Genomic DNA, 3,690 nt, shown 5'->3' with positions numbered 1-3,690 from the left:
TAATTAAAAATCGAATATTTAAGAGATAATTATATGAGCGAAGAAGTTAAGAAAAACAATTATTCGGCAGACAGTATTCAGGCGTTAGAAGGAATGGAGCATGTAAGAATGCGTCCTTCCATGTATATTGGAGATACTGGAGTAAGAGGTTTGCATCACTTGGTGTATGAAGTAGTAGATAACTCAATTGATGAAGCTTTAGCCGGTCATTGTGATACAATTCATGTAGCTATAAACGAAGATAATTCTGTTACTGTAGAAGATAATGGTCGTGGTATTCCAGTAGATTTACACAAAAAGGAAGGTGTGTCTGCATTAGAAGTGGTAATGACCAAAATTGGAGCAGGAGGGAAATTTGATAAAGATTCGTATAAAGTATCTGGAGGATTGCATGGTGTAGGTGTTTCGTGTGTAAATGCACTTTCAGATCATTTGAGAGCAACCGTTTATCGTGAAGGAAAAATATACGAGCAAGAATATGAGAAAGGTAAGGCAATGTATCCAGTTAAGCAAATTGGAACAACCGACAAGAGAGGTACCATGGTTACCTTTAGACCTGATGCAACCATTTTTACACAAACATTAGAATATGCTTATGATACTTTAGCTTCTCGTTTACGTGAACTTTCGTTTCTTAATAAAGGAATAAATATAACCTTAACTGATAAGCGTCACTTGGCAGAAGACGGAAGTCAGCCTGTAGAAACTTTTCATTCTAAAGAAGGTTTGAAAGAATTCGTTAAGTTTTTAGACGGTAATCGTGTGCCAATAATTAGTCACGTTATCAGTATGGAACACGAAAAAGGAGAAGTTCCAGTTGAGGTAGCATTGATTTACAATGAAAGTTATACCGAAAATATTTTTTCATACGTAAATAACATCAACACTCATGAAGGTGGAACGCACTTACAAGGTTTCCGAATGGGATTAACGCGTACGCTTAAAAAATATGCCGATTCATCAGGATTATTAGATAAATTAAAATTTGAAATTTCTGGAGATGACTTTCGCGAAGGTTTAACAGCTATTATTTCGGTAAAAGTGCAAGAACCTCAGTTTGAGGGGCAAACAAAAACTAAATTAGGAAATAGAGAAGTAGTTTCTCCAGTTTCTCAAGCGGTTTCAGAAATGTTGGAAAATTATTTGGAAGAAAATCCAAATGATGCAAAAATTATCGTTCAAAAAGTAATCTTGGCTGCTCAAGCCCGTCATGCTGCTAAAAAAGCGCGTGAAATGGTGCAACGTAAAACCGTTATGGGTGGCGGTGGATTACCAGGGAAATTGTCAGATTGTTCTGAACAAGATCCAGCAAAATGTGAAATTTTTCTTGTCGAGGGAGATTCTGCAGGTGGAACGGCAAAACAAGGCCGTGACCGATTTTTTCAAGCCATTTTGCCTTTACGTGGTAAAATTTTGAATGTGGAAAAAGCCATGCAACACAAAGTATTTGAAAACGAAGAAATTCGAAATATTTTTACTGCATTAGGTGTTACCGTAGGAACTGCCGAAGATTCAAAGGCACTAAACTTAGAAAAATTGCGCTACCACAAAGTAGTAATTATGTGTGATGCCGATGTTGATGGTTCTCACATTTCTACCCTAATATTAACGTTCTTTTTCCGATATATGAAAGAGTTAATCGAACAAGGACACGTTTATATAGCAGCACCTCCATTATATTTAGTAAAAAAAGGAAACAAAAAAGAATATGCTTGGAATGACAATCAAAGAGATATAGCTAACGAAAAAATGGGCGGAAGTGCTACAATTCAACGTTATAAAGGTCTTGGAGAAATGAATGCAGAGCAATTATGGGAAACTACTCTAAATCCAGAATACAGAACATTTAGAAAAGTAACTATTGATAGTTTAGCAGAAGCAGACAGAGTTTTCTCAATGTTAATGGGTGATGAGGTTCCGCCACGTAGGGAGTTTATCGAGAAAAATGCAGCTTATGCAAAAATTGATGCTTAATTTTCATTTTTAATCATAATAACAGATATCAATTTAACATTTTTACTTTAAAAAGTAGTTTACTTTTGGTAAATTTGCAAAAAAAATTAAACGTTTAATATAATAAAATTAAAAATGAAAGTAACGATAGTGGGTGCGGGTAACGTAGGTGCTTCATGTGCAGACGTAATTTCTTACAGAGGAATTGCAAGTGAAGTTGTATTAGTAGATATCAAAGAAGGTTTTGCTGAAGGTAAAGCTATGGATATTATGCAATGTGCTACTACAACCGTATTTAACACTCAATTAAGTGGAACAACTGGTGATTATTCAAAAACAGCTGGAAGTGAGGTGGTGGTAATTACATCAGGGATTCCTAGAAAACCAGGGATGACACGTGAAGAATTAATCGGAATTAATGCTGGAATTGTAAAATCGGTTGCAGATAACGTTTTAACACATTCTCCAAACGCAATTATAGTAGTGGTGTCTAATCCAATGGATACCATGACCTATTTAACTTTAAAGGCAACTGGATTACCAAAAAACAGAGTAATTGGAATGGGTGGAGCTTTAGATAGTTCACGTTTCAAATATTTTTTGTCAAAAGCTTTAGATAAACCAGCTAATGATGTTCAAGGAATGGTTATTGGAGGTCACGGTGATACTACCATGATTCCATTAACACGTTTAGCTTCTTATAATGGAGCACCAGTTTCTAATTTCTTATCACAAGAAGCTTTAGATAAAGTAGCGGCAGATACCATGGTAGGTGGAGCAACTTTAACAGGTTTATTGGGCACATCGGCCTGGTATGCACCAGGAGCTTCTGTTGCTTATTTAGTAGATAGTATATTAAACAATCAAAAAAGAATGATTCCATGTTCGGTATTTTTAGAAGGAGAATATGGTCAGGATGATATTTGTATGGGAGTTCCTTGTATAATTGGTAAAAACGGAATTGAACAAATTGTTGATGTTCAATTAAATGATGCTGAAAAAGCAGCTTTTGCTAAATCAGCCGATGCAGTTCGTGCTATGAATGCAGATTTAAAATCGGTATTATAACTTAAATTATATAATCTAAAAAAAACCATCAAGAAATTGATGGTTTTTTTTTGAAAAGTAAATTCGAAAATATTTATAATTATGTCTTACTTTTTTTAGATATTTTAATGCTTAAATAACTCATTTATAGCTAATAATCTTTATATTATAGAAAACTTACATAAAAAGCGCATTTTAATCTAAAATAAAATTGCTTAATCCTATTGTAAATTATATATTTGTCCGTTTTTATAATATAGAATAAATAAATTTTAGAGTAATGCAGAATAGAGGACTTATTAAATTTTTCGCAATTATCTTTGCCTTGGTATGTGTATACCAGCTTTCTTTTACTTTTGTTGCTAGTGGTATCGAAAAAGATGCTAAAGCTTTTGCAAAAGGAGATTCAAAAAAAGAATTAGCATATTTAGATTCAATCGGTAAAGTAGAGGTTTATCCTGTTTTAGGATATACATTCAATGAAGTTAGACAAAAACAATTAAATAAAGGTCTTGACTTAGAAGGAGGAATCAATGTAATTCTTCAAATATCTGTTAAAGATGTTTTGAAAGGATTGGCAAACGATTCTAAAAATGCTGCTTTTAATAAAGCATTAGCAGATGCTAAAACAAATCAACAAGGAAATCAAGATTATATTGATGCTTTCTTTGTTGAAGCAAATAATGCAAA

Annotated in this window: 2 protein-coding genes and 1 pseudogene; all 3 read left to right on the top strand. The window is 33.5% G+C overall.

Annotation, left to right across the window (positions count from 1 at the left end; all coding sequences use genetic code 11):
• Positions 1-33: 33 nt before the first annotated feature.
• Positions 34-1,974, top strand: coding sequence for a DNA topoisomerase (ATP-hydrolyzing) subunit B (gene gyrB / locus ACIQZC_RS09860; protein ID WP_396139054.1), 1,941 nt, complete (start codon positions 34-36; stop codon positions 1,972-1,974).
• Between the two features lie 114 nt (positions 1,975-2,088).
• Complete coding sequence (locus ACIQZC_RS09855; RefSeq protein WP_396139053.1) at positions 2,089-3,021, top strand: malate dehydrogenase; 933 nt, start codon at positions 2,089-2,091, stop codon at positions 3,019-3,021.
• A 259-nt stretch (positions 3,022-3,280) separates the two neighbouring features.
• Positions 3,281-3,690, top strand: a pseudogene (locus ACIQZC_RS09850) (protein translocase subunit SecDF); the annotation flags it as partial.

Source organism: Flavobacterium sp., from assembly GCF_044338735.1.
Classification (GTDB): domain Bacteria; phylum Bacteroidota; class Bacteroidia; order Flavobacteriales; family Flavobacteriaceae; genus Flavobacterium.
This window is presented reverse-complemented; position numbering and strand designations above follow the sequence as displayed.

Bases quoted from the DNA above. Each gene is read 5' to 3' on its own strand.
- gyrB (WP_396139054.1), top strand. From the start codon at position 34: ATGAGCGAAGAAGTTAAGAAAAACAATTATTCGGCAGACAGTATTCAG.
- ACIQZC_RS09855 (WP_396139053.1), top strand. From the start codon at position 2,089: ATGAAAGTAACGATAGTGGGTGCGGGTAACGTAGGTGCTTCATGTGCA.